The following is a 21,561-nucleotide window of genomic DNA, read 5'->3' as shown; positions in this document are numbered from 1 at the left end:
CCGATACCAGGCGCCGGCCATGTGCCGGCGCCTGCATTGCTACCCGCCCGGTTCGCCGCGGCGGGTTTTTTTATGCGCGCGCGGGAAGTTGCGCCAGCCGCTGGGCCCAGGCGGGAATGGCCTGCCGCCAAAACGCATCCACGTTATCGGCGCGCACGTCGAGGCCGAGGAAGCGGGCGGCCGGCAGCAGCGCCGACGCCAGCAGCCCGGCAGTGCCCGTGCCCGTATCGAAGGCGAGGGCGCCCGTCTGCTTCGACAGTTTTTCGCCGCTGTCGTTGGTGACGACGGGCACGTGCAGGAAGCCCGGATGCGGCAGACCCAGCACATCCTGCAGGTAGAGCTGGCGCGGCGTGGAATCGAGCAAGTCGGCGCCGCGCACCACCTGCGTGATGCCTTGCGCGCCATCGTCGACCACGACGGCCAGCTGGTAAGCCCAGTAGCCGTCGCCGCGCAGCACGATGAAGTCGCCCACCTCGCCGGCCAGGTCCTGTTGCTGCGGACCATGCCAACGGTCGACAAAGCCATACACGGCTTGCGGCCCCTCTGGCACGCGCAGGCGCATGGCGCGCGCTACCTTGCCTGGCGCCAAGCCGTGGCGGCAGGTGCCCGGATACACGGCGGCGCCGTTTTTCGGCGCACCGGCTTGCAGCACCGAATCCTGGATTTCCTTGCGCGAACAGCCGCACGCATACACGAGGCCATCATCCTGCAACTGCTTGAGCGCCGCCTCGTACAGCGGCAAGCGCTTACTCTGCCACGTCGCCTCGCCATCCCACTGCATGCCGCAACGCTGCAGGCTGGCCAGGATGCCGAGATCGGCGCCCTCGACATTGCGGTCATAGTCCAGGTCCTCGATGCGCAACAGCCACGTGCCCCGATGCACCTTGGCATCGAGATAACTGGCCATGGCGGCAACAAGCGAACCCATGTGCAGGGGGCCGGAGGGGGAGGGGGCGAAGCGGCCGATGTAGGAGGCGGTGGGCAAAGAAGTGTTCATTCGTGCAGGCGCAGGCGGCTACACCGGTAGTCTGCGCTTGGGGAGTTGGCTATGGTTGGAGCCAAGTATCGGGGAGCGAACGTGGCGTGTCAAATCGGGGGCGAAATGCTGCATGCCGTCATGAGCGGTAACGCCATGCTGGTTTGCCGGATGCGCGCGATGTCGGCGATGGCATCTCGCGGAAGTTGTGCGAATGAAAGGACAAATAGAATCCAGGGAACTTGCCGGCAGTTGTTCCACGCTCGCGCCCTCCGCCAGCCGGAAAGCGCCATGCTGGCATCAGGCGCGCGCGTGGGTGTCGATGCGTGACTATGATTCCTAGAAATGGTACTCGGCGCGTATCATCGGCGTCTTCGCCGTCTGCCCCGTGTTGCCCGTGGTGGCGGGCGAATTGCCGAACTTGTTTTTCCAGTACTGGTACTCGAGGCCCACGCGGAAGGTGTTCTTGGCACTGCCCAGGGCGGCGCCCACGTCGTACATCACTTGCATGTCGATATTCGTTTCCACCGCCGTGTCGCGACCGACCTCGTCCTTGCCTTTTGAATCGATGAGGTTAAAGAATCCTTCGAACGAGAACAGCGGCGACAGCGGGATGGCCCAGGCGCCCGTCAGCATCGCGTGCGTCTTGTACGTGTAGCGGCCCGTCACTTGCGAGATGGGCGGGAAGGCGCCGCTGGGGGCATTGCTTTCGCGCAGCAACAGCAGGCTGGTGTTGAAGAAACCGGGCACGTCCCACATCAGGGTCGGGCCCGCCACCAGCATGCGCTTGCGCGAGTTGTAGCCGACGTCGTTCTTGGTGTTGACGTCGAAGCCCAGGGTGACGCCGACGCCGCGCACGGGGCCGAACTTGATGTCGCTGCCGCGCACCTTGCCGATGTCGATGGTGTTGCGGTACACCAGGTAGGCCTCTTGCGCGCCCGAGGTCTTGCCCAGCGCGCCAGGGTCCTTGCTGTCGGAAATCAGGAAGTCCAGGTTGACGAAGTTGCTGCCGTATTTGTAGCCGCTGGCATGCGTGATGGCAAAGATGTTTTTCTTGATGTCATCGGGATTGAATGGTTCGCGGTAGTCGTTGCCGGCGCGCCAGCTGAGGGCGGTATCGCTCCATTCGGCGGCCTGGACGGCGGCCGCTGGGCCGAGGGTCGTGGCAAGGCACAGCAACAGACACGGTAGGTTTTTTGGCACTTTCGGCTCCTGGTGGCGGTGTGGGAAAACGGTGCTGCGCGATGGCGGGACGGGGTGCCCGCACCTTGCGGCGACGCGGAAAAAAGGCGTGCCGTTCAATCCATGATGCGAGCAGCGCGGCGCCGGACGATATGTATCATGTGCATACTTACTATCATTTCCTGCATATAATCATCGCACCTTCTCGTCCTTGCGGGGCAAGGCGGGTGCTGCAAAGCTGATAATTTTTTTCAAAATTGTATACAGGTGTTGTTTTTTTGCGGAAATGGAAATGGGCGCCGTCACGCCATCCACCAAAGCGCCGCGGATGCCGATACGATACCTGTCAGACACATGCACGGCCCGGTTTTCCTCTCCCATCGATATACGGCAGCGAGGCACGAGAACAACAATGACGGCACGCCTGGAACTCATCGGTATCAGCAAGCGCTATCCGGCCGTGGTGGCCAATGACGGCATCCATCTTACCGTCGCACCCGGGCAAATCCACGCCGTGCTGGGCGAGAATGGCGCCGGCAAATCGACCTTGATGAAAATCATCTACGGCGCCGTACAGCCCGATGGCGGCCGCGTCCTGTGGAATGGGCGCGAAGTCGATATCGCCAGCCCGTCGGCCGCGCGCGCGCTCGGCATCGCCATGGTGTTCCAGCATTTCTCCCTGTTCGATACCTTGACCGTGACGGAAAACATCGCCCTCGGTTTGCCTGCTGGTACCGACATGGCGGAGCTGGCGCTGCGCATCGAGGCGACGGCTCGCCAGTACGGGCTGGAACTGGAACCGCAGCGCCATGTGCACACCTTGTCCGTCGGCGAATGCCAGCGCGTGGAAATCGTGCGCGCCTTGCTGGCCAGGCCGCAACTGCTGATCCTCGACGAACCGACGTCCGTGCTGACGCCGGGCGCCGTGGAAAAACTGTTTGCCACCCTGCGCCAGCTGGCTGCCGAGGGGTGCAGTATCCTCTACATCAGCCACAAGCTCGACGAGATCCGTGCCCTGTGCCATACGTGCACGGTGGTGCGTGCCGGCAAGAATGCGGGCGTGTGCGATCCGTCGCTGGAATCGGCGGCCAGCCTGTCGCGCATGATGATCGGCGCCGAGCCGCCCGCCATCACGCGCGTGGCGCGCACGCCCGGTGCGGCCATGCTAAGCGTCAAGAATTTGCATTTGCCGAAGAGCCATCCATTCGCCACGCAATTGAGGGATATCCATTTCAACGTGCGCGCAGGCGAGATCGTCGGCATCGCCGGCGTGTCCGGCAATGGCCAGCAGGAATTGCTGGCCGCGCTGTCGGGCGAGGACAGGCGCGCCGGCGCCGACACCATCGTCCTGAACGGCACGCCGGCGGGCCGGTTGCCGCCGGGCCGGCGCCGCGCGCTGGGCTTGGGTTTCGTGCCGGAGGAGCGGCTGGGCAGGGGCGCCGTGCCCGACATGTCGCTGGCCGACAACGTCTTGCTGAGCTTGCAAACGCCAGCCACCATCCGCCACGGCTTCCTGCGCCACAAGGTCATTGCCCAGCGCGCCGCCGCCATCATCGCGCGCTTCCAGGTGAAGGCGGGCGGGCCGCAGGCGCTGGCGCGCAGCCTGTCGGGCGGCAACTTGCAGAAATACATAGTCGGGCGCGAAGTCCTGCGCGCACCCACGGTGCTGGTGGTGGCGCAGCCGACCTGGGGCGTGGACGTGGGTGCGGCCGCGCAAATCCGCGCCGAGTTGCTGGCGCTGCGCGATGCGGGCTGCGCCGTGCTCGTCGTGTCGGAGGAACTCGATGAATTGTTCGAGATCAGCGACCGCCTGCTGGTGATGGCGAAGGGGACGATGTCGCCCTCCGTGGCCGTGGGCGAGGCCAGCGTCGCGCAGGTGGGACAATGGATGAGCGGGTTGTGGCCGCAGGAGGCTGCCCATGGCTAAGTTTGCCTTGCGCCTGGAAGCCCGTCCGTCCCCATCCAGGTTGATGGCGTGGCTGTCGCCCGTGCTGGCCGTGCTGCTCACCGTGCTGTGCGGCGCGCTGCTGTTTATGGCGCTGGGGCACGATCCGCTGGCCGGCTTGGCCGTCTTCTTTGTCGAACCGCTGCGCGATGCGCACGGCTGGTCCGAGCTGGGCCTCAAGGTGGCGCCGCTGCTGTTGATCGCCGTCGGCCTGGCCATCTGCTTTCGCGCCAACATCTACAACATCGGCGCGGAAGGCCAGCTGACGCTGGGCGCCATCTGCGGCGGCGCGGCCGCCTTGCACCTCGACGATGGCGTCGGCGGCGCGGCCATCATCGGCGTGTCCCTGCTGGCCGGCATGGCGGGCGGCATGGCGTGGGCGGGACTGGTGGCGTGGTTGCGCGACCGCTACAACGCCAGCGAAATCCTCGTCTCGCTGATGCTGGTCTACATCGCGCAGTTGCTGCTCAGCTATCTCGTGTATGGCGTGCTGCGCGACCCGGAAGGCTTCAATTTTCCCCAGTCGAAACTGCTGTCGGACGGCTTGCTGCTGCCGATGGTCGTGGCGGACACGCGCTTGCACCTTGGCATCGTCTTTGCCCTGCTGGCGTCGCTGGGCGGCTGGCTGTACCTGTCGAAAAGCATTTCAGGCTTCCGCCTGCGCGTGGGCGGCATGGCGCCGGCCGCCGCCCGCTATGCGGGCTTTTCGTCGCGCAAGACCTTGTGGTCGTCCCTGCTGATCTGCGGTGCGCTGTCGGGCCTGGCGGGCGCGTGCGAAGTGCTGGGACCGATGGGGCAGCTGACGCCTACCGTCTCGCCTGGCTACGGCTTTGCCGCCATCATCGTCGCCTTCGTCGGGCGCCTGCATCCGGTGGGTGTGATCTTTTCCAGCTTCGTCATGGCCCTGTTCTATATCGGCGGCGAGCTGGCGCAATCGCGCCTCGGCTTGCCCAGCGCGATCACGGGCGTGGTCCAGGGCATCTTGCTGTTCGCCTTGCTCGCTTGCGATGTGTTGATCCAATACAAACTGCGCTGGAGGAAACATGGATAACCTGGCCCTGACGATTGCGCCATTGGTCGCCGCCAGCATCAATGCGGGCACGCCGCTGATGCTGGCCGCGCTCGGTCTGCTCGTCAATGAAAAGGCGGGCGTGGTGAACCTGGGCGCGGAAGGCATGATGCTGGTGTCGGCCATCACGGGCTTTGCCGTGGCCGTCAACACGGGCAGCCCCACGCTGGGCTTCCTGGCCGGTGCGGGCGCCAGCATGGTCCTGTCCGGCTTTTTCGCGTGGCTGACGGTGTGGCTGGGCACGAACCAGTACGCGACGGGCCTGGCCCTGTCGCTGTTCGGCGCGGGAGCGTCCACGTACATCGGCCTGAAATACGTGGGCAACAGCTTGCAGAACGGCCGCTTCGGCATCCCTTTCCTGGAAGACATTCCCGTGCTGGGGCCGGCCCTGTTCCGCCAGCATCCGATGGTGTATCTGTCGCTGCTGCTGTGCCTGGCCATCGCCTGGTTCTTGTACCGCACGCGCGCCGGCCTGGTACTGCGCGCCGTGGGCGAGTCGCCGGCCTCGGCCCATGCGCTCGGCTATCCCGTGCGGCGCATCCGCCTGGCGGCCGTGCTGTTCGGCGGCGCCTGCTGCGGCCTGGCCGGCGCCTTCCTGTCGCTCGTCTACACGCCGCTGTGGGTCGAGGGCATGGTGGCGGGGCGCGGCTGGATCGCGCTGGCGCTGACCACCTTTGCCACCTGGCGCCCGGCGCGCGTGGTGGGCGGCGCCTATCTGTTTGGCGGCATCACGATATTGACCTTCCACGCGCAGGCGCTGGGCGTGCCCGTCGCTTCGCAGCTGCTGTCGATGCTGCCGTACGTGGCGGCCATCGTCGTGCTGGTCCTGATTTCCAGCAATGCCAATTACATCAAGCTCAACATGCCCGCTTCGCTGGGGAAGAATTTCAATCCGGGCGCTTAGCCCATGCCGCTCGAAGGCACGCCGTCACTCCCCCGCGGCGCGCTGTCTTCTTGATTTCCGATGGGGGGCCATCAAAGGAAAACCATGTCCAAGAAACTGTTGTGCGCCGCCGTCTGCAGTGCCGTTCTGATGCCTGCCCTGGCCGCCGCGCCTGCCGCTACCCCGTTGAATGTCGGCTTCGTGTATATCAGCCCCATCGGCGACGCGGGCTGGACCACCCAGCACGACCAGGCGCGCAAGGAAATGGAAAAGGCGCTGGGCAGCAAGATCACCACCAAGTACGTGGAAAACGTGCCGGAAAGCGCCGATGCGGAACGCGTGATCCGCGACCTGGCACAAACGGGTAGCAAGCTGGTCATCACGACCTCGTTCGGCTACATGAATCCCACCTTGAAAGTGGCGAAGCAATTTCCTAATGTGAAGTTCATTCATTTGACGGGATACAAGACGGCGCCCAACGTGGCCAATACGAATGCGCGCTTTTATGAGGGCCGCTACCTGGCCGGCGTGCTGGCAGGCAAGATGAGCAAGACCCATGTGGCCGGCTACGTGGCGGCGTTTCCCATTCCGGAAGTGTTGCAAGGCGTTAACGCCTTCACGCGCGGCATGCGCAGCGTCGATCCGAAGGCGGAAGTGAAGGTGGTGTGGGTGAATAGCTGGTTCGACCCGGGCAAGGAGCGCGACGCGGCCATCACCCTGATCGGCCAGGGCGCCGACGTGGTCACCCATCACACGGATTCGACCGCCGTGGTGCAGGCGGCGGAAGAGAAGGGCAAGTATGCGATCGCCTACCACTCGGACATGAAGAAGTACGGACCGAAGGCGCAGCTGGCCGCCGTCACCCACCACTGGGGCGACTACTATACGAAGCAGGCGCAGGCCGTGCTGGACGGCACATGGAAGTCGAGCAGCACCTGGGGCGGCATCAAGGATGGCATGGTCAGGCTGGAAGGCGTCAACGCCGCCGTGCCGGCGGACGTCAAACAGTTTGTATTGGCGCGAGAGAAAGAGTTGGTTGCTGGCAAGCTCAACCCGTTCAGCGCACCGATCAAGGATAACGACGGCAAAGTGCGCCTGGACAAAGGCGTGCTGGACGATGCGGCGCTGACGAAGATGGATTATTTTGTCGAAGGCGTGGCTGGAAAAGTTTCCGGAAAGTAATAGGTTTGAGTATAAACTTGCTGTAATATTGCCGGAAACGGGAGCGGGGCCGGGACGCACTGCGCGTCGCCGGCCCGCTCACATAGCAGAGCCTGAACAGGCCCGTACCGGAGAACGACCCATGGATAGACTGGAAGTATTCAAGATTATCGCGTTGCAGGCCAGCAAGGGCGAGCTGACCTTCCCTGCCAACGTCAAGGCCACCCTGAAGCTGCAGGAAGCGCTGGACGACCCCGATTGCCACATCGAGGCGGCCGCGCGCATGGTCATGGCCGAGCCGCTGTTGTCGGCCAGGGTCGTGGCGCTGGCCAACTCGGCCGCCTACAACCGTACCGGCAATGAAATCGCCAATGTGCGCGCGGCCGTTTCGCGCCTGGGCTTTGCCACCTTGAAGTCGATGGTGGCGTCCGTCATCGTACGCCAGCTGGGCAGCCAGATTACCGACCCGCAATTGCGCGCCAAGTCCGCCAAGCTGTGGGAACACACGGCCCACGTGGCCGCGCTGAGCCAGGTCATCGCCAGGAAAGTCACGCACGTGGACGTGGAAACGGCCATGTTTGCCGCCATCGTGCATGAAGTGGGCGGCTTTTATCTGCTGTCGCGCGCCGAGGAATATCCGGGCTTGCTCGACGATAATACGGAAGACTGGATCGAATACGGCGAAAAACTGATCGGCCGCGGCGTGCTGCGCCAGCTGGAAGTGCCGGACCTCGTGCTGCAGGCCGTGGAAGGCATGTGGCATGGCGGCAGCCCGTTTCCGCCGCGCACCCTGGGCGCGACCCTGGTGCTGGCCAACGACCTGGCGCCCGTCGGCTCGCCCCTGCACCCGCCGGAAAGCGCCGCGCGGCGCCAGGCGGCGGCGAAGATCGACTTCGGCATCGGCGGCAGCACCCTGCATACGATACTCGAGGAATCGGCCGAAGAGATCGAATCGCTGGCGGCCGCCTTGCTGGTGTAATTGCTGGTCCGAACGTTTTCATTGAAGAATCCCCGCCCTTGCCGCGGGGATTTTTTTCGTCCGCATTTTGCTGTGCTTGCCCCATGGCATACAATCGCCGGCTCGGCCATCCGCCGGACTGACTTACTCCTCTTATCAAAAGGATCTTATGCAGAAGCTGTTTTCCTCCCTGGCCTTCACGGCGCTCGCTTCCAGCCTGACGCTGGCGTTTTCCGCGCACGCCGCCGCGCCTGCCGCCAAGGACTTGCCGACCGTGCAGGAAGCGCCGTTGCGCGCCCACCTGGCCTTCCTGTCGAACGACTTGCTGGAAGGCCGCGGCACGGGCCAGCGCGGCGCCGACCTGACGGTGGCGTACCTGGAAACCCAGGCGCAGATGGCAGGGCTGAAACCCGTGCGCGGCAACAGCTACCGCCAGAGCGTGCAGATCGCCGGCGTGAAGTCGCTGCCGGCCGAGAGCAGCCTGCAGGCCGTGGCGGGCGGCAAGGCCGTGCCGCTGGCGTTCGGCCCGGACTGGGTATGGGCCACGGGCGACTCCGTTGCCGCCCACACGTTGGATGCGCCGCTGGTGTTCGTCGGCTATGGCATCACGGCGCCGGAAGAAGGCTGGAACGATTTCAACGGTGTCGATGTCAAGGACAAGATCGTCGTCATGATGGTCAACGACCCGCAGCCGACCGTGGCCGAACCGAACCGCTTCGCCGGCAAGGCGCTGACGTATTACGGCCGCTGGACGTATAAATTCGAGGAAGCCAAGCGCCAGGGCGCCGCCGGCGTGTTGCTGATCCACACGAAGCCATCGGCATCGTATGCGTGGAGCGTGGTGCAGAACAGCTGGAGCGGCAGCGAGCGCTTCCAGCTGGCCGACCGCACGGCAGGCACGCCGTTGCAGGGCTGGATCACGGAAGACGCGGCGCGCCGCCTGTTTGCGGCCGGCGGCCAGGACCTGGACGCCTTGCGCGCCAAGGCGGAAAGCAAGGACTTTAAAGCCGTCGCACTGGACGCCAAACTGTCGGGCGAAATGAAGTCCGCCGTGCGCAAGGTGGAGCAGTTCAACATCGCCGGCATGGTGCCGGGCACCGACCCGAAGCTGAAGGATGAAGCCGTCATCTACAGCGGCCACTGGGATCACCTGGGCAAGCAGGGTGACACGGGCGACACCATCTACAACGGCGCCGTCGACAATGCCTCGGGCACGGCAGGCTTGCTGGCCATGGCGCAGGAAGCCGTGAAAAAGCCGGCCAGGCGCACGCAGATTTTCCTGTGGGTGGCGGCCGAAGAACAGGGCTTATTGGGCAGCGCCGCCTACGCGGCCGATCCGTTGTGGCCGCTGGACAAGACGGCTGCCGCGCTGAATCTCGACAGCCTGAACTTCGTCGGCGCCACGCATGACATCGGTGCACAGGGCAGCGAGCGCACGGAACTGGGCGCCATGGCGGCCACGGTGGCGAAAGCCATGGGCATGCATATCGCGCAAGCGCGCCCTGACCTGGCCGGCGGCTATTTCCGCAGCGACCATTTCAGCTTTGCCAAGGCGGGCGTGCCCGCGTTTTCCATCAATGGCGGACGCGAGTACATCAAGGACGTGGAAGCGTCGAAAGCGAAGGCGGCCGCGTATGGCCCCCGCTATCATCAGGTCACCGATGAGTACGACGCCAGCTGGGATTTGTCCGGCATGACGCAGCAGGCGCAGTTCACCCTGAACCTGGGCCAGGCCGTGGCGAATGGCGCGAAGATGCCGGCCTGGAAGGCGGGCGACGCGTTCGGCAAGGCGCGCGAGCAAGCCGCAAAATAAGGGAGAGTAGGTCGGATTAGTGCGGTAAAGCCGCGCGTAATCCGACAATATTGTTGGCGCCATGGTGTCGGATTACGCGCTGGCGCGCCAACCCGGCCCACGTGATACCTGATTAGCTGGTCCGCTCCAGGCGGCGCTGCGTGTAGGATCGTAGGTCGGATTAGCTCGAAGAGCGTAATCCGACAACAGGGTTGGCGCAGCAGTGTCGGATTACGCGGCGTGCGGCCGCTAATTCGACCTACGTGATAGATGCCTGGGCGGCCCGTTCCAGCCGGCGCTGCGAGTGGCGGTACTTGCTCCACACTAGCAGCAGCAGGAGCGGCATGGCGCCGCCGACCATGCACAGGGCGGGCCAGCCGCCGGCGGCAAAGCTGGCGCTGGCCAGCGCCGAACCGGCCGAGGCGCCGATGAAGCCGCCCGCGATGAAGACGGTGGTGACCCTTGCGCGCGCATGCGGCGCCAGTTTATAGATGATGGACTGGTGCGTCACTTGCAGCCCCATCACGCCCATGTCCAGCAGGACGATGCCGACCAGCAGCAGCACCAGCGAGTGGGCGCCGAAGCCGATCAGGGCCCATCCCGCGAGCGAGGCGACGGCCAGCAGCCACGTGGCCTGGCGCGCGTAGCCGCGGTCGGCCATGCGGCCCGCCGTGTTCGCGGCAAATGCCCCCGTGGCGCCCGCCAGGCCGAACAGGCCGATCTGCATTTCCGAGTAGTGGTAGGGCGCGCCGCTGAGCAAGAAGGTCAGGCCCGTCCAGAACACGCTGAAGGTGCCCAGGCCCAGGCCGGAGAACAGCGCGCGCTGGCGCAGCAGCGGCTCCTGGCGGATGATGTCGGCCAGCGAGGCCATCAGCTTGCCGTATTGCAGCTTGCCCCGTGGTGCCTCGTTTGGCAGGATGCGGCGCAGCATCAACAGCAGCGCCGCGACGACGATGGCGGCCAGCACGTAGACGGTGCGCCAGCCGCCGCTGATCTGCGCCACCGTGCCGGACACTGTACGCGCCAGCAAGATTCCCAGCAACAGGCCCGTCATGACGGTGCCCACCATGCGGCCCCGGCTGTGATCGGGCGCATACGAGGCCACCATGGCCGTGACCACCATCAATGCGCTGGCCGTGATCCCCATCAAGACGCTGGCGATGGCAAAGACAATAATATTCTGGCTGGTGGCCGCCAGCAGCAGGGCGGCTATCTTGGCGATCAACATCCACGTCAGCAGCTGGCGGCGGTCCAGCACGTCGCTGAGCGGTACGAGGAAGACGATGCCCAGCACATAGCCGATCTGCGTGGCCGTGACCAGGTAGCCCGCTTGCGGCACGCTGACGCCAAACGAGGCGGCCAGCATGGACGTGAGCGGCTGCACATAATAGAGGCTGGCGACGAGCACGCCGGCGGACAGGGCAAACAGCAGGATGCGGGTGGCGCTCAGCAGGGTGCTGGCGTCGAGGGTAGCGGGAACAGCTGGTTTCATGCGATACGACTTTCTTGGAATGACGCTTTTGGATCAGCATGATAGCGGGGCTGCGCATTTCTTGCCGGGCATGGCCGATTCTGGCGGCGGGACGCCAGGCAAAAAAAATCCCGGCAATCGTTGCCGACGGCCGGGAAAAGGGTATAGGGGATATACCGAGGGAGGAAAACAGAAAACAATTGCTACACTTGCTGAGCGTGCCGATTGCGTGCTTCGGCGGCCTGCATTGCCCGCTGCCTCGGCGGTTCCACGCATCAGCATGGTGCAGGGTCTCGTCGGCCACGCGCTTGCGCCCGCGACAGACTGGGCAGCGTTGTTATGACTGGCGCGCCAGTTCCGCGTGCACTTGCGCCGTGATTTCGTACGAGCGCAGCCGGTGCTGATGCTCGAAAATCTGCGAGGTGATCATCAGCTCGTCGGCGCCCGTTTCGGCGATGAAGGCGGCCATCTTTGCCTTCACCGTGTCTGGCGCGCCGATGGCCGTGCATGACAGGACGGAATCGAGCATGGCGCGTTCCTGCGGGCCCAGCTGCTCCAGGTAACCTGGCACCGGTGGTTGCAAGCGCGACGGGCGCCCCGTGCGCAAGTTCACGAACGCCTGCTGCATCGACGTGGCGCGCAAGTGCGCTTCCGCATCCGTGTCGGCGGCAAACACGTTGAAACCCAGCATCACGTAGGGTTTCGCCAACTGTTTTGAAGGCTTGAAGTGTTCGCGGTAATAGGCCACGGCTTGCAGCATCATTTGCGGTGCGAAATGCGAGGCAAACGCATATGGCAAGCCCAGGTGGGCCGCCAGCTGGGCGCCGAACAGGCTCGAGCCGAGTATCCACACGGGCACTTTCGCGCCCTTGCCGGGCACGGCCAGCACGCGCTGGCGCGGCTCGTCGGACATATAGTCGATCAATTCCAGCACGTCCTGCGGGAACTGTTCCGCATCGGACTGCAGGTCGCGGCGCAGGGCGCGCGCCGTCGTCTGGTCGGAACCGGGGGCGCGGCCCAGGCCCAGGTCGATGCGGCCAGGATGCAGCGCTTCCAGGGTGCCGAACTGTTCCGCGATGACCAGCGGCGAATGGTTCGGCAGCATGACGCCGCCCGCGCCCACGCGGATGGTTTTCGTGCCGGCCGCCACATGGGCGATCACGACGGCCGTGGCGGCGCTGGCGATGCCGGGCATGCCGTGGTGTTCGGCCAGCCAGTAGCGGTTGTAGCCCCAGCGTTCGCCGTGCTGCGCCAGGTCGAGCGTGTTCTTGAACGACTGGCTGGCGTCGCTGCCTTCGGCGATGGGGGCCAGGTCGAGTATGGAAAATGGAATCATGGTAGCGATATCGGGACGTGGTGGAAAATCACAATGGACGATTTGTCTATCCCCTGACGACAGCAGGGTCAGCCACAACAGCATGGCGGGGAAGACAGGCTGTGCACATGATAATGCGAATCGGGAATTTGCGTACTGATCGGTAAAAAACTCGCCTTGATTGGAAATTCATGACAGCAATGCTAGAGTGGGCCTCCCAACCCTACACCCCTCGCCATGACCAAGAAACCCGTCTTGCTGACCCTGCTGACCCTGCTGCTGCAGTCCGCCTTCCCGCTTGCCGCCCACGCCGCGCCCGTCAGTGCGCAGGCGCAGGAAACGGCCCGCCATGCGCTGGCCACCTATCCCGAACCGCTGATCGCCAGCCTGGCGAAGATGGTCAGCTACAACACGGTGGCCGACCCGGCCGTGCCGTTTGCCGACAATCCCCAGCACACGGGCTTCAAGCGCTACCTGGCGCAAGAGGCGCAGCGCCTCGGCTTTGATTTTCACGATCACGGCCATGTGGTGATCATCGGCATGGGCAGTGGCAGCGAGCGCGTGGGCGTCATCACGCACGGCGACGTGCAACCGGTGAATCCCGCCAAGTGGGCCCGTTCGCCGTTCGAGCTGGACCGCACCAGCGAGCCGGGCAAGCTGCTGGGACGGGGCACGGAAGACGACAAGGGCCCGATCGCCACGGCCCTGTATGCGATGAAGGCCATCCAGGATAAGAAAGTCCCGCTGAGCAAGCGCATCGAACTGTACGTCTACATGGCCGAGGAGTCGGACTGGGAGCCATTGAAACAGTTCCTCAAGACCCATACGCCGCCGCAGGTGAATATCACCATCGACGCGGAATACCCGGTGGTGACGGCCGAGAAGGGCTACGGTTCGATCAAGCTGACCCTGCCGCCGCGCACGGCCTTGCCGGTGGGCGGCGGCCCCGTGCTGACGCGCTTGACGGGCGGCTTTTTCGGCAGCCAGATCCCGGAAGATGCGAGCGCCGTCATCGCGCACGCGCCGCCAGCGCTGGAAGCGGCCATCCGCGCGCGGGCGCAGGCGCAACAGGGCGTGCGCTACAGCTACGCGCGGGACGGCGACACCCTGACGGTGACGGCGCTGGGCGTGTCGGCCCACTCGTCGAAGCCGGAGGATGGCGTCAACGCCATCAGCATGCTGGCCGACGCGCTGGCCGTGCGGCCATGGCAGGGCACGCAGGCGGCCGACATGCTGTCGTTCCTGAATGAACTGGTGGGCACGGGCATCCACGGCGAGCGCTTTGGCCAGATCGCCTACCGCGATGGCTTCATGGGGCCGATGACGGTGGCGCCGACCGTGCTCAAGCAGAATGGCGGCGAACTGGAACTGAATATCAACCTGCGCCGTCCGCAAGGCAAGACGGCGGCCGTGCTGCAGCAGCAGGTGACGGCCGCGTTCGATGGCTGGAAGGCGCGGCGACATGTGCCGGCCACCTTGCAGGTGCAGATCGGCGAACCGTGGTTGCAGACGGCGGCGCCGCAGATCCCCACCCTGCTGTCCGTCTTTTCGCACTACACGGGCATCGCCGATCCGCAACCGGTGGCTATCGGCGGCGGCACCAATTCGCGGCTGTTCCCGAACGCCGTCAGCTTTGGCCCGGCCATGCCGCATACGGTGTACACGGGGCATTCCGAACACGAATTCATCACGGAAAAGCAGTTGTTGTTGAACTTGCAGATGTACACGGCCGTGCTCATTGAGCTGGCGCAATAAGAACCTGTCACGGCAGGCAGCGTCTTCTGCGGCCTGTTTGGCCTGGATGCGGACAGGACGCGAGGAGGAAACGGGGCAGGCCACGCGACGACTCCCCGCTTCGGCGGGCCGTCGGCAGTGCAGGTATTTATCTGGCGGGATAGGCGCCAAGGCTTGAAAAAAAAGGCTGGCGGCATAGACTGCAACCCTGGGACAACGCCGGCTGCCGAACTTTTTGCATGCATGCGTGTCATACGTTTCCATGTGGGAAGGGGGCAGGTATGCATAGCAAACAGGACGTCCGGCTGGCGGTGGGCCGGGCAGGCGTGGCAGGCGGGACAGCGTTGCGGCTGGCCCCGGATGGAGAGCGATCATGAACTGGCCGCTGGAACTGGAAGTGGCGCACAAGCTGGCGCAGATGCGCGGCTGGCTGGAAGACCAGCGTGCCGGTGCCGTGCGCCTGCGCGGCGTGGACTGGTTTGCCTGGGCCACGGCGGGCGCGTCGAACAGCCATTGCCAGACAGCCGAGTGCGGCTGTGCGGAGGTGCTGGTGACGCGCGACGCCGCTTACATCCTGACTGACGAGGCTGAAGCCATGCGCATGCGCGAAGAGGAAGTGCGCGGGCCGTGGACGTGGCAAGTGTCGCCATGGATGCAGCCCCAACTGTATGAATTGCGCGAGCATTTCGTGCAGCATGTAGCCGGTGGCGCGCCGATCTTGTCTGATCGGCCCGGACTGCATGAACGCAGCTTGCCCGTGGCCTTGCGCGAAGAGCGGCTGGTGCTGCTGGAATCGGAGCAGTCGCGCTACCGGCAAGTGGGCCAGCTGGCCGCCAGCGCGGCAGCGGACGCACTGCGCCAGGCCCGCCCCGAGTGGAGCGAGCGGGAACTGGCCGCCGCGTGCGTGCGCGCCCTGTGGCTGCGCGGCTTGCAAGCCGTGCACGTGCTGGCTTCGGGGGCCGAGCGTCAGCAGCGTTATCGCCGTGCACCGGCTGCCCATGACGCTCTCGGTTCGCACGCCGTGCTGGCCCTGTGCGCGCGGCGTTTTGGCCTGTGCGCGAGCCTGAGCCGTCAACGGCGCTTCGGCCCCACATTGAGCACGGGCATGAGCACGGGCACGGCGGGGGCGGCGGGCGGCATGGACGACGCCGATGCGGCCATGCTGGCGCTGGAAGCCGTGGCCCTGGACGCGTGCGAGGCGGGCCATGCGCTGAGCATGGTGTATCACGCGCTCGACAGCGCCTATGCATATGCAGGCCAGCCCGATACGGTGCGCACCAGCCGCCAGGGCGGCATTCATGGCTACCTGGCGCCCGAAGTGGCTGCCGGCGCGCATACGGAAATCATCCTGAAGCGCGGCATGGCGCTGGCGTTTCACCCCAGCCTGCCTGGCAGCACGGTGGAAGACACCTTCCTGCTCGACGCCAACCAATTGCATAACCTGACGCATGACCCTGCCTGGCCCTCCACCGTCGTGCAGGGGCGTAGCCGGCCATTGACACTGGCATTGGCTTAGCGCTACCAGGCCAGGCAAACCAGACCAGACCGAGTCAAACCGAGTCAAACCAAACCGAGCCAAACCAAACCAAACCAAACCAAACCAAACCAAACCGAGTCCAGCCTTGCCAATCCGAGCCTAGTCAAGCCGAGCGGGGCTCGGCTTGAATCCGGCCAGGCGCTTTCGCTTTAAGCTCTTTAAGCTCTTTAAGCTTTAAATTAAGCTCTAAATCAGTGCGGCCGTTTGTTTGAGAGGCCGGTTTGAGGGTTTGAGGCTGATACGGTACCCGTCCATCCGCACCATCCGCAACAGGCGTACCGAACCATGCCTTGCCTTGTCATGACCGGCGGTCGCTTCAGGTGCAAGATTTCAGTTGCAGCAGTTGCTGCAGCAACCACAGCAGCAACCACAACCACAACCACAACCACAACCACAACCACAGTAGTAACCGCAACAGCAACAGGTAACCGCAACCGCAACCGCAACCGCAACCGCAACCGCAACCGCAACCGCAGTTGTAGCAGCAACCGCAGTTGCAGCCGACGCTGCCACGCCGCCGCAGCAGCACTGTCGCTGTCGCGCCGGCAAGTACCGGATGGCTACCGGGTGCCGTCACTTGCGACTGTCGCCCGTCCGACTGTCACTTTCCCCAAGCCCCAAGCCTCACGTGCCAGGCGCCAGCGGCGCGGATAGCCGGCCCGATGCATGGCACCGGCGCCCCGGTCAATAGCGTTGCATCACGCCCCGTTGCACGCTGACCCGTTCGCCGATCTGGAAAGCGGGCTGGGTGTTTTGCACAAAGGTGCGCGTCGTGCCGTCGTCCAGGCGCAGGGTGACGCGGTACAGCATGTTGCCGGCGGCGCCAGCGCTGCTGCCGGTGCCCGCAGTGCCCGATGTACCCGCCTGCATGTCGCCACTGCCCTGATCCATGCCGCGCGGCACGGTTTCTATCGATTGCACGGTGGCCGAGCTGATATTCAGGGTGGCTGGCGCGGTGTCGTTGCTCATGTTGCTGGTATCGGTGGCGGTACTGGTGGCGGTGCTGGCTGGCGTGCTTTGTGGCGTCGTGGCGGCGGGCGCGGCATAGATTACGCCGCTGTTGCTACGGGCCAGGCCGGCATCGTCCGTGGCATGGCAGGCGGCCAGCAGCGCGCACAGCATGCCAGTCAGCAGCAAAGGGGTTTGTGATCTCATCTTGGTCTCCTCATGGTCGAACATTCGGGATCGGCACCAACGGCGATGCGGATATCGGCAATAGCTGCATATAAGAGCGCGGTGGATGGAAGATGTTCGCTGCCTGTCATTGTCGATTGAGCTAGATCAAGCGGCTGACTGTCGTGCTTGGTATAAATGATGCTCACGAAAACCCTTCGTGCGTGCGCACGTTTCCTCACTGTTGAACCAGGAGAAAAAATGTCATCAGGTCCTACCGTAAAGCTGATTGATGAGTTGGTGCTGGCCATTATCGGCACCGCGCGCGATGCCCGTGCGCGCCATGTGTTGGCACAGGCCTTGCATGGCCTGGTGCGGCTGGCGCGTTCGGAACAGTTGCTGGACATGCAGCGCGACGCGGCGCGCGCCCTGGGCGCCGGCAGCCGGCGCGAGATGCGCGCCCTGATGCGGCGCATGGGCACGCGTAGCGCGCGCAGCCAGGAACAACTGCCGCTGGAATTGCTCGGCAGCGACAACAACGAACGCGCTTGATGCCGGCTGCGCGCCAGGCACTAAGCTTCTGGCAACGGCCTTGCCTGGCCCAGCGCGGCGGCGACCATTTTGGGCCAGAGGAAACACAGCGGCAGGGTAACGGCGACCGCGGCCGTGATATCGACCATCCAATCCTGGACTGCGCCACGGCGGTAGGGCAGGAAACTCTGGATGAACTCGTCGAGCGCGCCCATGGCCGTTACCATCAGGATCGACAGCAGCGCGCGGCGGCCCATGCTGCCGCCCGTGCCGCTGAACAGAATCAGCGCCAGCACGCCGTAGCCGACGGAATGCAGCACGCCGCCCGAGGCATATTGGCCGACGTCGGCGCGCACGCCGGGGATATCGCCGATCAGGATCACCAGTACGTACAACAGCAGCGCGGTGCGGTAGCGCAGGCGTTCGTATCGGTCGGCAAAACACAGCTGGAGCAGGGGCGGGAACATGGTCGTGAAGGAAAGCATAAGGAAGCGAACAATATCATGGGCGGGAGGGACGGTCGTGTTTTTGCGCAAGGATGTGTATCGCTGGCAAAAAAAAGGCCCGCGGGGGCGCGGGCCAAAAACCCAAATGAAATGGGTCAAGAGTGAGAGTTGCTCGGTACTAACCTTGTCGCCCGCCTTGCCGGTGCGCGCCATGGTCATGAAAGGGAGTGGTGTGCCATGGCGGCACACCTGTCTGTAGTCAGGCATATCGGTTGCCTGTACAGCAGATGAAGCAAGTATAGGGGGCGAAAATGACGGGCCTATGACACGCCGCAACATTTTTTGCGAGGGCGCGATTTTATTTTAGGCGAGGATGGGAGGTGGCAAGAATAGCCATGTTGCAGGAGTGGCAGCAAAAAAAAGCCCGCTGGTGAAAGCGGGCTTAAAACTATTTTCTTGGAGGAGAATAGTGGAGACAGGTGCATTATGCTGCGTCGCACTATATGTGTCTAATGGTATTTTCAGATATCTATTATTGATTTTTGATATAACTTGATGCGTGCTGCGCTTATTCCTTCACGGCTACCGTGTAATTGAGCGCCATGCGTCCGCCGTCCACATAGATGGTCTGGCCCGTCATGTAGGTGGCGTCGTCGCTGGCCAGGAAGGCGGCGATGCCGGCCACTTCTTCCGGTTCGCCGCAGCGGCCCAGCGGCGTGCGCGACAAGATCGTGTGGCGCGCCTCCGGACTGGACAGCACAGCCTGCTTGGCCAGTTCCGTCAGGATGGTGCCCGGCCCGATGCCGTTCACGCGCACGCCGTACGGGGCGAGATTCAAGGCCATGACCTTGGTCAGCTGGTTGATGGCGCCCTTCGACACAACGTAGGGCACCTGGTTCGGGATCGCCAGCTCCGCATTGACGCTGGACATATTGATGATGCAGCCGCTGTTGCGCTTGACCATTTCGCGCGCCACGGCCTGGCCGCACAGGAACATCGACTTCAGGTTGATGCGCATGACCCTGTCGAAATCGTCTTCGCAGACATCGAGGAAATCGGCCGCGTGCGTCACGCCCGCATTGTTGACGAGGATATCGATGTGGCCGAACTGGGCCAGGGTTTCCTTCAGCATGGCGTCCACGTCCGCCTTCTGGCTGACGTCGGCGCAGAAGAAGCGCGCCTGCGGACCGAGGGCGGCCGCCGCTTGCGCGCCTTCTTCCTTGATGTCGACCAGCATCACCTGCGCCCCTTCGGCGAGCAGGCGGCTGGCGCACGCCAGGCCGATGCCTTGCGTGGCGCCCGTGACGATGGCGGTTTTATTGATCAGTTTCATGTGTTCTCCTCGGCGGGTGGGGCGCGCTGCCATTGTGCGCGGCAATGGCAGATTCTAATCCCTGCCCGCCATTCAGAGGAGGATGGGTTCGTTCGGCAACTGGTTGCCGCGCGTGCCATTGGCGGGGAAGTGGCTTTGCAGCAAGCTGTTTAGCTGCTGCAAGGCATCCAGGGTGCTGTCGTGGTAGTTGCCATCCTTAAACCCTTTGGTCATGGTGCGGCACACAGCTTGCCACTGCTCCGGCGTGACGCGGCGGCCCACGTTGCGGTCGGCCACGATATCGACCTGGTGTTCGGCCAGGTTGATGTAGATCAGCACGCCCACATTATCTTCCGTGTCCCATACGCCATACTGGGCGAACAGTTCGCGCGCCCGTTCGCGGTTGCTCACGCCCTGGTACGCCATGCCCGGTGTGAGGGCCGCCTCGACGATCAGCCGCACTTCCGCCTGGTGCATCTGTTCACCGTCGGCGATGGCCGTCTCGATGGCTTGCAAGGTGCTTTCCGGGAAAGCCTGGCGTCCCGTGGCCGGCGTGCCCCGCAAATGCTTCAAGGCGCGCCCGCAGCGCTGTCCGAATGTCAGTTGTTTCGTCATTACCAATCTCCCGAGGCGCCGCCGCCGTCAAAACCGCCGCCGCCGCCACCGAAACCACCGCCGCCCCCGCCACCGCCAAAACCGCCGCCGCCGAAGCCGCCACCGCCGCGGTTGTTCAGCGCCTGGCTGAGGATGCTGCCCAGCACGACGCCGGTGGCGCCGCTGGACCAGTTGCTGCCGCGCTGCAGCCGCGTCGGTCCTCCGCGCGAGCGGAACAGGGTCAGCACGACGAGGAAGCCGAAGAACAGCAGCGGCAGCCAGAAGGTCAGGCCGCCCGCTTCCACCGTGCGCGGCGCCTGCTGCTGGGCAGGCGCGGGAAATTGCTCCTGGTTCAGCAAGGTGGCTATCGCGCCGATGCCGGCCACCAGGCCGCCGTAATAGTCATCCTGCTTGAAATGCGGCGCGATGACATCCTGCAGGATGCGTTTCGATTGCGCATCCGTCAGCACGCCCTGCACGCCGCGGCCCGCCTCGATGCGCAGGCGGCGCAGGGCGGACGGGTTGTCCTTCGCCACCATCAGCAGCACGCCGTCGTCGACGCCCTTGCGGCCCAGCTTCCACGCATCCGTCACGCGGATGCTGTATTGCTCGATCGCTTCCGGCGCCGTGCTCTTGACCAGCAGCACGGCGATCTGGCTGCCCGTCTTGGCTTCGTAATCGGCCAGCACGGCTTCCAGCGCCGCGTTTTGCTTGGCGTCCAGCATGCCGGCGTCGTCCGTCACGCGCGCCGCCAGCGGCGGCACGGGCACGAGCTCCTGCGCGCTGGCGGGCAGGCTGGTGCACAGCAGCAGCGCTGTCGCCAGCGCCACCAGATAAGACCAGGCTTTCATCTTATTTGCCGAAATCGACGGTTGGCGCGGTCGAGATGGCCTTCTCATTTTCCACCGTGAACGATGGTTTGACCTTGTAGCCGAAGACCATGGCCGTCAGGTTGTTCGGGAAGCTGCGCGCATGCACGTTGTAGTCTTGCACGGCGGTAATGTAACGCTGGCGCGCCACGGTGATGCGGTTTTCCGTGCCTTCCAGCTGCGACTGCAAGTCGCGGAAGCTGGTGTCGGCCTTCAAGTCCGGGTATTTCTCGGACACCACCATCAGGCGCGACAGGGCAGACGACAGTTGCCCCTGCACTTGCTGGAACTTTTCAAACGCGGCCGGATCGTTCAGTACTTCCGGCGTGATCTGGAAACTGGTGGCGGCGGCGCGCGCCTTGGTCACCGCTTCCAGCGTCTCCCGTTCGTGCGTGGCATAGCCCTTGACGGTGTTCACCAGGTTGGGGATCAGGTCGGCGCGGCGCTGGTACTGGTTGACCACTTCGCCCCAGGCGGCCTTGGTTGCCTCGTCCTTGCTCTGGAAGTCGTTGTAGCCGCAGCCCGTCAGGACGCCGGCCAGGACGGTGACGCTCAGCGCCAGGCGCAGCCATTTGGTGAATTGATTGGTGATTTGCATGATGGGTTCCGTGCGTAAAGGGGAGGTGAGGCAAATATACCTGAAACGGCACAAGATGTTGGTTTAATAAGCGCT

20 protein-coding genes are annotated in these 21,561 nt (G+C 64.4%); 9 read left to right on the top strand and 11 right to left on the bottom strand.

All coding sequences use genetic code 11. The annotated features are described in order from the left end of the window. Positions 1-70: 70 nt before the first annotated feature. From gluQRS to YQ44_RS29120, 3 genes are all read right to left on the bottom strand, one after another. Positions 71-997: a tRNA glutamyl-Q(34) synthetase GluQRS gene (gene gluQRS / locus YQ44_RS20965; protein ID WP_071325040.1), complete on the bottom strand. Its 927-nt coding sequence runs from the start codon at positions 995-997 to the stop codon at positions 71-73. A gap of 318 nt (positions 998-1,315) precedes the next feature. After that, positions 1,316-2,179, bottom strand: coding sequence for an outer envelope protein (locus YQ44_RS20960; RefSeq protein WP_071325039.1), 864 nt, complete (start codon positions 2,177-2,179; stop codon positions 1,316-1,318). A 171-nt stretch (positions 2,180-2,350) separates the two neighbouring features. Continuing rightward, the gene (locus YQ44_RS29120; RefSeq protein ID WP_156894933.1) at positions 2,351-2,518 is read right to left on the bottom strand and encodes a hypothetical protein; all 168 of its coding nucleotides are present in this window, start codon (positions 2,516-2,518) and stop codon (positions 2,351-2,353) included. Between the two features lie 52 nt (positions 2,519-2,570). Here YQ44_RS29120 and YQ44_RS20955 point away from each other — a divergent pair, with 52 nt between their 5' ends. From YQ44_RS20955 to YQ44_RS20930, 6 genes are all read left to right on the top strand, one after another. Continuing rightward, positions 2,571-4,085 (top strand): ABC transporter ATP-binding protein, encoded by a 1,515-nt coding sequence (locus YQ44_RS20955; RefSeq protein ID WP_071325038.1) that lies wholly within the window; start codon positions 2,571-2,573, stop codon positions 4,083-4,085. Then, entirely contained in the window at positions 4,078-5,154 is a 1,077-nt protein-coding gene (locus YQ44_RS20950; protein WP_071325037.1) for an ABC transporter permease, read from the top strand. The genes YQ44_RS20955 and YQ44_RS20950 overlap by 8 nt, the downstream gene beginning before the upstream one ends. Continuing rightward, on the top strand, positions 5,147-6,076 hold the full coding sequence (locus YQ44_RS20945) for an ABC transporter permease (protein ID WP_071325036.1): 930 nt from the start codon (positions 5,147-5,149) through the stop codon (positions 6,074-6,076). Before YQ44_RS20950 ends, YQ44_RS20945 begins: the two co-directional genes overlap by 8 nt. A gap of 84 nt (positions 6,077-6,160) precedes the next feature. Next, complete coding sequence (locus tag YQ44_RS20940; RefSeq protein WP_071325035.1) at positions 6,161-7,237, top strand: BMP family ABC transporter substrate-binding protein; 1,077 nt, start codon at positions 6,161-6,163, stop codon at positions 7,235-7,237. Between the two features lie 121 nt (positions 7,238-7,358). Further along, entirely contained in the window at positions 7,359-8,195 is an 837-nt protein-coding gene (locus tag YQ44_RS20935; RefSeq protein WP_071325034.1) for an HDOD domain-containing protein, read from the top strand. 148 nt (positions 8,196-8,343) lie between these two features. Continuing rightward, positions 8,344-9,987, top strand: coding sequence for a M28 family peptidase (locus YQ44_RS20930; RefSeq protein WP_071325033.1), 1,644 nt, complete (start codon positions 8,344-8,346; stop codon positions 9,985-9,987). Positions 9,988-10,225: 238 nt separating this feature from the next. Here the strand turns inward: YQ44_RS20930 and YQ44_RS20925 are convergent, their stop codons facing one another. Together YQ44_RS20925 and YQ44_RS20920 are read right to left on the bottom strand one after the other, a co-directional pair. After that, the gene (locus YQ44_RS20925) at positions 10,226-11,458 is read right to left on the bottom strand and encodes an MFS transporter (protein ID WP_071325032.1); all 1,233 of its coding nucleotides are present in this window, start codon (positions 11,456-11,458) and stop codon (positions 10,226-10,228) included. A 316-nt stretch (positions 11,459-11,774) separates the two neighbouring features. Next, positions 11,775-12,773 (bottom strand): LLM class flavin-dependent oxidoreductase, encoded by a 999-nt coding sequence (locus YQ44_RS20920; protein WP_071325031.1) that lies wholly within the window; start codon positions 12,771-12,773, stop codon positions 11,775-11,777. Between the two features lie 216 nt (positions 12,774-12,989). On the opposite strand from YQ44_RS20920, the gene YQ44_RS20915 reads away from it, so the two are divergent. Next, on the top strand, positions 12,990-14,507 hold the full coding sequence (locus tag YQ44_RS20915) for a dipeptidase (protein ID WP_071325030.1): 1,518 nt from the start codon (positions 12,990-12,992) through the stop codon (positions 14,505-14,507). A gap of 352 nt (positions 14,508-14,859) precedes the next feature. Next, on the top strand, positions 14,860-16,002 hold the full coding sequence (locus YQ44_RS20910; protein ID WP_071325029.1) for a M24 family metallopeptidase: 1,143 nt from the start codon (positions 14,860-14,862) through the stop codon (positions 16,000-16,002). 705 nt (positions 16,003-16,707) lie between these two features. Here the strand turns inward: YQ44_RS20910 and YQ44_RS20905 are convergent. Beyond that, on the bottom strand, positions 16,708-17,178 hold the full coding sequence (locus YQ44_RS20905; protein ID WP_156894932.1) for a hypothetical protein: 471 nt from the start codon (positions 17,176-17,178) through the stop codon (positions 16,708-16,710). A gap of 219 nt (positions 17,179-17,397) precedes the next feature. On the opposite strand from YQ44_RS20905, the gene YQ44_RS20900 reads away from it, so the two are divergent. Continuing rightward, positions 17,398-17,688 (top strand): hypothetical protein, encoded by a 291-nt coding sequence (locus YQ44_RS20900; protein WP_156894931.1) that lies wholly within the window; start codon positions 17,398-17,400, stop codon positions 17,686-17,688. A gap of 20 nt (positions 17,689-17,708) precedes the next feature. Here the strand turns inward: YQ44_RS20900 and YQ44_RS29590 are convergent, their stop codons facing one another. From YQ44_RS29590 to YQ44_RS20875, 5 genes are all read right to left on the bottom strand, one after another. Further along, positions 17,709-18,380 (bottom strand): VanZ family protein, encoded by a 672-nt coding sequence (locus tag YQ44_RS29590; RefSeq protein WP_232250954.1) that lies wholly within the window; start codon positions 18,378-18,380, stop codon positions 17,709-17,711. A 301-nt stretch (positions 18,381-18,681) separates the two neighbouring features. Continuing rightward, entirely contained in the window at positions 18,682-19,446 is a 765-nt protein-coding gene (locus tag YQ44_RS20890; RefSeq protein WP_071325026.1) for an SDR family NAD(P)-dependent oxidoreductase, read from the bottom strand. A gap of 72 nt (positions 19,447-19,518) precedes the next feature. Next, on the bottom strand, positions 19,519-20,040 hold the full coding sequence (locus tag YQ44_RS20885) for a TPM domain-containing protein (protein WP_071325025.1): 522 nt from the start codon (positions 20,038-20,040) through the stop codon (positions 19,519-19,521). Next, the gene (locus YQ44_RS20880; RefSeq protein ID WP_071325024.1) at positions 20,040-20,870 is read right to left on the bottom strand and encodes a TPM domain-containing protein; all 831 of its coding nucleotides are present in this window, start codon (positions 20,868-20,870) and stop codon (positions 20,040-20,042) included. Before YQ44_RS20880 ends, YQ44_RS20885 begins: the two co-directional genes overlap by 1 nt. 1 nt (position 20,871) lies before the next feature. Then, the gene (locus YQ44_RS20875; RefSeq protein ID WP_071325023.1) at positions 20,872-21,486 is read right to left on the bottom strand and encodes a LemA family protein; all 615 of its coding nucleotides are present in this window, start codon (positions 21,484-21,486) and stop codon (positions 20,872-20,874) included. Positions 21,487-21,561 lie beyond the last annotated feature (75 nt).

This window comes from Janthinobacterium sp. 1_2014MBL_MicDiv (assembly GCF_001865675.1).
Lineage (GTDB): Bacteria > Pseudomonadota > Gammaproteobacteria > Burkholderiales > Burkholderiaceae_D > Janthinobacterium.
This window is presented reverse-complemented; position numbering and strand designations above follow the sequence as displayed.